The following is a 7,268-nucleotide window of genomic DNA, read 5'->3' as shown; positions in this document are numbered from 1 at the left end:
TGGCATCGTCTCGCAGATCATCCCGGCCTTCGCCCGCAAGCAATTGTTCGGCTACGCATCGATGGTCTACGCCACCGCATCGATTGCAATTCTCTCGTTCATCGTCTGGGCGCATCACATGTTCACCACCGGCATGCCGGTGACAGCGCAGTTGTTCTTCGTGTACGCAACCATGCTGATCGCGGTGCCGACCGGCGTCAAAATCTTCAACTGGATCGCCACCATGTGGCGCGGGTCGATGACTTTTGAAACGCCGATGCTGTTCGCCATCGGCTTCATCTTCGTTTTCACCATGGGCGGTTTCACCGGCCTGATCCTGGCAGTGACGCCAATCGACATCCAGATGCAGGACACCTACTACGTGGTGGCGCACTTCCACTACGTGCTGGTGGCCGGTTCGTTGTTCGCATTGTTTGCCGGGTATTACTACTGGGGGCCGAAATGGACCGGTTTCATGTACAACGAAACCCGTGGCAAGATTCACTTCTGGAATTCGCTGATCTGGTTCAACGTCACTTTCTTCCCGATGCACTTCCTCGGCCTGGCCGGCATGCCGCGCCGCTATGCCGATTACCCGGCGCAGTTCACCGATTTCAACATGGTGGCATCGATCGGCGCCTTTGGCTTTGGCCTGACGCAGGTCTACTTCCTGTTCTTCGTGGTGATTCCATTGATCAAGGGCGGCAAGAAAGCAGCCGACAAGCCATGGGAAGGTGCTGAAGGGTTGGAGTGGACAGTTCCTAGTCCGGCGCCTTTCCACACATTCGAAACACCGCCAGTCTTTAAATAATGGAAGCGGCGGCAACTGCCGCCGCTGGCCAATTCCGCATGGGTAGCCATCATGAGTCAGCAGAAAAAACCGAATAACCTGCGTACCGGCGTGCTGGTAGGCTTGCTGGCCTTGGGTTTCTTCATTGCGATCTTCGTCAAGATGTTGTGGTTTAGATAGATGAACACGCCAGCGGATAACGATCGGGATGGCGTCAAGGCGTATTCAAGAAAATTGAATTGGCAGATGCTGGGCAAGCTGATGGTGATTGCCGTCATGATGTTCGGTTTTGGTTACGGCCTGGTGCCGGTGTACAAGAAGATCTGCGAAATCACCGGCGTCAATTACCTCACGCCCAAGGATGGCACGGTGGCAGCGCCGACCAATACGCAGGTCGACAAGAGCCGCACCATTACAGTGGAGTTCGACGCCAATTCGCAAGGCCCATGGCGCTTCCGGCCAACCGTCAGCAGCGTGCAGGTTCATCCGGGTGAGATGACCACAGTAGTGTATGAAGTGGTGAACAGGCAGGCGCGCAAGATGGATGCGCAAGCGATCCCAAGCTATGCGCCGATGCAGGCGGCGGCGTTTTTCAAGAAAGTCGAATGTTTTTGTTTCACCCAGCAGACCTTGGGCCCGCACCAGGCCAAGGAAATGCCGGTGGTGTTTTATATCGATCCGGCGCTACCTAAAGATGTAAAACTGATTACGCTGTCCTACACGTTTTTTGAAATTGCAGGTCAGCCGGACAAGCCCGCAGGTTAATCTGGTTGTGCCAGGCAGAGGAGTCTCATGTCGGATTTGAAGGATGCAAGTCGCCGTAAAGCGTCATTCGGCGCCGCCATGAAAGCAGTATTCTGGTCATTTTTCGGCGTGCGCAAAAAGAAGGATTATGAAAGCGATGCTGCGGGGCTGAACCCAGTGCACGTTATCATCGCCGGGCTACTCAGCGCCTTGATTTTTATTGCGGTTCTGATCACGATAGTGAAGCTGGTGGTCGCCAGTTAACGCGCAACACAGAATGTAGTGATCAATTAAAGTGGTATCTAAAAATTGTATCGGGAGATGGATATGAGTTCTCAACAAGGCAATGCACCTTACTATTTCGTCCCCGGCCCGTCCAGATGGCCAGTACTCGGAGGCGTTTCGCTGTTGGCGACGATGGCTGGTGCTGCGGCCTCGGTCAACAGCCTGGTGTGGGGCCCGGAACTATGCGTGCTCGGCATCTTGTCATTTCTGACGGTGCTCTACAAATGGTTCGGCGATGCCATCCGCGAATCGGAAGGCGGCCTCTACGGCAGCCGCATCGATACCTCGTACCGCTGGAGCATGAGCTGGTTCATATTCTCCGAAGTCATGTTTTTCGCCGCATTTTTCGGTGCCTTATTTTATGCGCGCAGCATCTCCGTGCCATGGTTGGGTGATCTCGATAACAAGATCCTCTGGCCTGATTTTTCCGCCCATTGGGGCAATGCCGGTCCGGCAGGCACGGTGGAGCCATTCAACACGATGGGCCCGTTCCCGATTCCAACCATCAACACGGTGTTGCTGCTGGCGTCCGGCGTTACCCTGACGATTTCGCACCACGCGCTGCGTGCCGGCCAGCGCGCCAAGACCGCATTCTGGCTGTTTGCAACCATTGTGCTAGGCGCAACTTTCATGGGTTTCCAGGCCGCTGAATACATTGAGGCGTACACTGATTTCAACCTGAAATTGACTTCCGGTGTGTACGGCTCGACCTTCTTCCTGTTGACTGGCTTTCACGGTTTCCATGTGACCATAGGTGCCATCATGTTGTCGGTGGTGTTGTACCGCGTGCTGAAGGGGCATTTCACGCCGGACCACCATTTCGCGTTTGAAGGCGCCGCCTGGTACTGGCACTTTGTCGACGTTGTCTGGCTCGCTCTGTACGTCGTCGTGTATTGGCTGTAGTGACGAGAGCGGATTTTCGCGCAGTAAAAAAGGCCGCACTTCGGTGCGGCCTTTTTTACTGCAACCAGTGAGTAGCGTACTGCGCCAGCTTGGCTATCAGTGCAGCCCGGTCGGCTGGATATATCCCAGTTTATGCAGGACCAGCAACAGGATGAACAAGGCTACTGAAAAGCCGACGCGCATGGTCAGTGCCTGTACTGTGTGGTTGCTCTTGCCCTTGTCGCGCATCAGGAACAGCAGTGCTGAAAACAGGCTGCCAATGATCAGGAAGAATGCGACGGCGACGACGATTTTCATTTTATGGCCGGCATGAGCGCTAACTAGGTGAGGTTGTATTGTAATGCCAATCAGATTGAGGTTGCGGAGGAGATTCGGATGCAGATTCCGTTTTCGCCTGATTCCATGCATCGCCACCGTGATGCTGGTTTCGCTCGGCATCTCGCTGGCGCAATGGCAAACCAGGCGAGGCGATCAGAAGCAGCTGATTGAAATAAAATTGCAAAAAATGCAATCTGAGCCAATGCTGGATTTCAACCAGGCGTTGCACGCGTCGTCGCCGCTGCAGGTAGATGATCTTGAATATCGGCATCTTGCCGCGCGCGGTAAATTTATTTCTGCCTGGCCGGTCTATCTCGATAACCGGCCGTTGAATGGCGTCGCCGGGTACTATGTCGTGATGCCATTTAAAATAGCGGAATCGGAAGATGCTGTCTTGGTGGCGCGCGGCTGGTTGCCGCGCGATCCGTCTGACCGCAGCAGGTTGTCGCCGTATCTGACGCCGTCCGGGACGATACAGCTGGAAGGTCTGGTCCGACGTAATTTTGGCCATGTCCTGCAGTTGGGCGACCCGGCGCCGTTGCGGCCTGGCGCCATTCTGCAGAATCTCGGCATCACCGAACTCGCTGCCGCCAGCAAGCTCAAGCTGCAGCCTTTTGTCATCGAGCAGACCAGTAACGCGGAAGATCATCTGTTGCGCGACTGGCCCAAACCTTCGCTCGGCATCGAAAGACATCGCGGCTACGCATTTCAGTGGTACGCGCTGGCAGCAATGGCCCTTATTTTTTTGTTGTGACAGGATTCAGAAGTGGAACAAAAAATAGCAACCAATCAGCCCGCCCTTAGTTCTACTGACAGCACGGCGAGCAACGGCGCTGCGGCCGCCAGTCAGCGGCGTCGCGCCGGCCGCTGGAAGCTGTTCGCCGTCATCGCGGTATGTGCGGCGCCGTTGATCGCCTCCTATTTCACCTATTACGTGATCAAGCCGCAAAGCCGCACCAACTACGGCGCGCTGATTGACCCGCGCAGTTATCCGATTCCCGATCTCGGCAGCACTGCGCTCGACGGCACACCGCTCACGCTCGATGCCTACAAGGGCAAATGGCTGATGGTGCAGGTCGACGGCAGCGATTGCGAGAAGGCGTGTCAGGAAAAATTACTCGATATGCGCCAACTGCGGCTGATGCAGGGCAAGGAAATGGAGCGCATCGAACGGGTCTGGCTGATCACCGACGAGCAGCCGTTGCAAACCATCGTGATGCGCGAATATGACGGCACCCGGCTGCTCCGCGTCAAGCCGGCGCTGCTAAAGGCCTGGCTGCCGACCGAAGCCGGCACCACCGCCGCCGATCACATCTACCTGATCGACCCGCGCGGCAACCTCATGATGCGTTTCCCCAAGCACGCAGATCCCAATCTGGTCAAGAAAGATTTGTCCAGGCTGCTGCGCGCTTCGGCCATTGGATGAGGCAACCATGACTACACCGATGTTAATTCAATTGGGCAGTATGGGCGTGCTGGTTGCCGTGATGGCGCTCTGCGTGGTCTGGGTTTCCAGCGACACCAACAAATACCGCAAGCTGGTCTGGGTGACGTTGTTCCTGACTTTCGATCTGATCATGTTCGGTGCGTTCATCCGGTTGACCGATTCAGGTCTCGGCTGCCCCGACTGGCCGGGATGTTATGGCCACTCCAATCCGCTGCAGGCGCACGCGCATATCAGCGCTGCGCAGGAGGCCATGCCGACCGGCCCGGTCACTGTGATGAAGGCCTGGATCGAAATGACCCATCGTTATTTTGCGATGGGGGTAGGGGTGCTGATCATTGCCTTGATGGCGATTGCCTGGATTAACTGGTTCAAGCGAACCCGGCGTAATCCGGCTGGGACAGTGGCGACCCCGTCATTGGCGACCCCGTCATTCCCGCGCACGCAGCAATCCCAACTTCGCAGCAACCCGGATGCACCCTCGCGCGCGAATGACGCGGGTTTGAGAGCGAGGTATTCACCGTGGCTGCCAACGTTTCTATTTTTATTAGTCTGCGTGCAAGGCGCTTTCGGCGCCTGGACCGTGACGCAGAAATTGCAGCCCGTGATTGTCGCCATCCATCTGCTGCTCGGCCTGAGTTTGCTGGCGACTATGACCTGGCTTGGCGCCCGTCAGAACGACCACGTGCCGGTAGCCGCAGCCGCTGCCAGGCTGGTTAAGCCAGCCATGATCGGCTTGGCGCTGCTGGTGATGCAGATCGCGCTGGGTGGCTGGGTGAGCACCAACTATGCGGCTCTCGCGTGTACTGATTTTCCGTTGTGTCACGGTGCAATCGTGCCGCAGATGGATTTCTCCAACGGCTTCACACTATGGCGGCATCTGGGTCTCACGGCCGACGGCGATTTCCTGAGCTTGCAGGCGCTGACGGCAATTCATTGGACGCATCGCAGTTTTGCCTTCGTCGTGTTAGCTTTCATCGTCTGGCTGGCATCAAAAGCCCGACGCACGGTCGGCTTGCAGAATATAGGGCGCTGGTTATTCATTGTGATTGGCTTGCAGTTCGCGACCGGCCTGGCGACGATTTACTTTAACTGGCCATTGGCGATAGCGGTGGTCCACAATGGCGGCGCGGCGCTGCTGCTGGTATTGCTGGTCATGTTAAACTACAAGGCTAGACTTGCCCAGGGATCACGCTTGGCCCCGGCAGCGGCAAGCCAACCAGTAATTGCTGATCGCCTCAACCCGCACCTATGACCGCTTTGACCGCCCCTCCGAATCGAATGGCCCAGTATTGGGCTCTGACCAAGCCGCGAGTAACCCAGCTTGCGGTGTTTTGCGCGGTGATCGGCATGTTCCTGTCCACGCCGGAATTGCCCAATTGGCAACGCGTGGTGTCTGCCACGATCGGCATCTGGCTGCTGGCCGGCGCCGCATTTGCCGTCAATTGCCTGGTCGAGCGCGAAATCGATTCGCGTATGGCGCGTACTGCAAGGCGGCCGATGGCGCGTGGCGAAATTACCGTCAGTCAGACCCTGGTCTTTTCTGGCGTGATAGGCGGTCTCGGCATGTGGGTGCTGTACAACTTCGTCAATCCGCTGACCATGTGGCTGACCTTCGCCACCTTTGTCGGCTATGCCATCATTTATACGATCATCCTGAAACCGGCGACACCGCAGAATATTGTCATCGGCGGCCTCGCCGGTGCCATGCCGCCGGCTCTCGGCTGGGCTGCGGTCGCCAACGATGTGCCGATGCAAGCCTGGATTCTGGTGCTGATCATTTTTGTCTGGACCCCGCCGCACTTCTGGGCGCTAGCCATGTATCGTCGCGACGATTACGCAAAGTCCGGCTTGCCGATGCTGCCGATTACGCACGGTATGGCATTTACCCAGTTTCAGGTCTGGCTTTACACGATTGCGCTGGTAACCACGACCATGCTGCCGTTCGCAGTCGGCATGAGCGGCCTGATCTACCTCGCCAGCGCGGCAGTTCTTGGCATCATTTTCTTGTGGTACGCATGGCAGATTTACCGCCACTACACCGATCTGATTGCGCGTAAGACGTTTGCTTATTCGATCATCTACCTGTCGCTGCTGTTTACCGCGTTGCTGATCGACCACTATCTCAAGTTCTGAAAGCTGACATGAAGCGAGTCAAACCAGTCATCTGCGTTCTAGCGGGCTTGCTGCTGGCCTTGTCTTTGGTCGCTTGCGGCGACAAGTCAGGCGCTGGCAGCCAGGAAATGACGCTCTCTCCAGCCAAGAGCGAGTTTATCAATACGGATGTCACCGGCCTTGGCTACGCCCGCGATTTTGCACTCATCGACCATACCGGCAAGCCGCGTACGCTGGCCGATTACAAGGGCAAGGCAGTCGTGGTGTTTTTCGGCTACACCCAATGTCCAGACGTTTGCCCGACCACCATGGCCGAGATGGCGAACGTGATGAAGGAACTGGGGCTGTTGGCGAGCAAGGTGCAAGTTCTGTTCGTGACGGTCGATCCGCAGCGCGATACGCAGGAGTTGTTGTCCAAGTATGTACCGGCTTTCGATCCGAGTTTCGTCGGCCTGTATGGCGATCAGGCAGCAACTGAAAAGGTGGCCAAGGAATTTCGCGTGTTCTATCAAAAAGTACCAGGCAAGACGCCCGGCAGTTACAGCATGGACCATACCGCAGGCAGCTATGTGTTCGATCCCGAAGGTCACATCCGTCTGTTCATCAGGCACGGGCAAGGGCCGGATCCGATTGCGCATGACTTGAAATTGCTACTATCGTGACGTACCGGGATGGATTGCCGAGCTTGCC

10 protein-coding genes are annotated in these 7,268 nt (G+C 56.6%); 9 read left to right on the top strand and 1 reads right to left on the bottom strand.

All coding sequences use genetic code 11. The features are described 5' to 3' along the window. The 4 genes from ACIQ0R_RS01600 to ACIQ0R_RS01585 form a co-directional block, all read left to right on the top strand. On the top strand, positions 1–790 hold a 790-nt coding region (locus tag ACIQ0R_RS01600; protein WP_395823017.1), incomplete at its 5' end, for a cbb3-type cytochrome c oxidase subunit I. Positions 791–949: 159 nt separating this feature from the next. Beyond that, the gene (locus ACIQ0R_RS01595; RefSeq protein WP_395823015.1) at positions 950–1,534 is read left to right on the top strand and encodes a cytochrome c oxidase assembly protein; all 585 of its coding nucleotides are present in this window, start codon (positions 950–952) and stop codon (positions 1,532–1,534) included. 27 nt (positions 1,535–1,561) lie between these two features. Further along, positions 1,562–1,777 (top strand): DUF2970 domain-containing protein, encoded by a 216-nt coding sequence (locus tag ACIQ0R_RS01590; protein ID WP_395823013.1) that lies wholly within the window; start codon positions 1,562–1,564, stop codon positions 1,775–1,777. A gap of 63 nt (positions 1,778–1,840) precedes the next feature. After that, a complete protein-coding gene (locus ACIQ0R_RS01585) occupies positions 1,841–2,701 on the top strand; it encodes a cytochrome c oxidase subunit 3 (protein WP_395823011.1) in 861 nt (286 codons plus the stop codon). Between the two features lie 96 nt (positions 2,702–2,797). Here the strand turns inward: ACIQ0R_RS01585 and ACIQ0R_RS01580 are convergent, their stop codons facing one another. Beyond that, positions 2,798–2,998, bottom strand: coding sequence for a twin transmembrane helix small protein (locus ACIQ0R_RS01580; RefSeq protein ID WP_395823009.1), 201 nt, complete (start codon positions 2,996–2,998; stop codon positions 2,798–2,800). 121 nt (positions 2,999–3,119) lie between these two features. On the opposite strand from ACIQ0R_RS01580, the gene ACIQ0R_RS01575 reads away from it, so the two are divergent. The 5 genes from ACIQ0R_RS01575 to ACIQ0R_RS01555 all read left to right on the top strand — a co-directional run bounded on the left by ACIQ0R_RS01575 (position 3,120) and on the right by ACIQ0R_RS01555 (position 7,240). Further along, positions 3,120–3,773: an SURF1 family protein gene (locus ACIQ0R_RS01575; RefSeq protein ID WP_395823007.1), complete on the top strand. Its 654-nt coding sequence runs from the start codon at positions 3,120–3,122 to the stop codon at positions 3,771–3,773. A 120-nt stretch (positions 3,774–3,893) separates the two neighbouring features. Beyond that, positions 3,894–4,445, top strand: coding sequence for an SCO family protein (locus tag ACIQ0R_RS01570; RefSeq protein ID WP_395823023.1), 552 nt, complete (start codon positions 3,894–3,896; stop codon positions 4,443–4,445). A gap of 7 nt (positions 4,446–4,452) precedes the next feature. After that, positions 4,453–5,718, top strand: a complete 1,266-nt coding sequence (locus ACIQ0R_RS01565; protein ID WP_395823005.1) for a heme A synthase — start codon at positions 4,453–4,455, stop codon at positions 5,716–5,718. Beyond that, positions 5,715–6,599, top strand: a complete 885-nt coding sequence (gene cyoE, locus ACIQ0R_RS01560; protein WP_395823003.1) for a heme o synthase — start codon at positions 5,715–5,717, stop codon at positions 6,597–6,599. Before ACIQ0R_RS01565 ends, cyoE begins: the two co-directional genes overlap by 4 nt. Positions 6,600–6,607: 8 nt before the next feature. After that, on the top strand, positions 6,608–7,240 hold the full coding sequence (locus tag ACIQ0R_RS01555) for an SCO family protein (protein WP_395823001.1): 633 nt from the start codon (positions 6,608–6,610) through the stop codon (positions 7,238–7,240). Positions 7,241–7,268 lie beyond the last annotated feature (28 nt).

This window comes from Collimonas sp. (assembly GCF_044339385.1).
GTDB lineage: Bacteria > Pseudomonadota > Gammaproteobacteria > Burkholderiales > Burkholderiaceae_D > Collimonas.
Note: the sequence above shows the minus strand (reverse complement) of the source record. Positions and strands in the feature narration are given on the sequence as shown.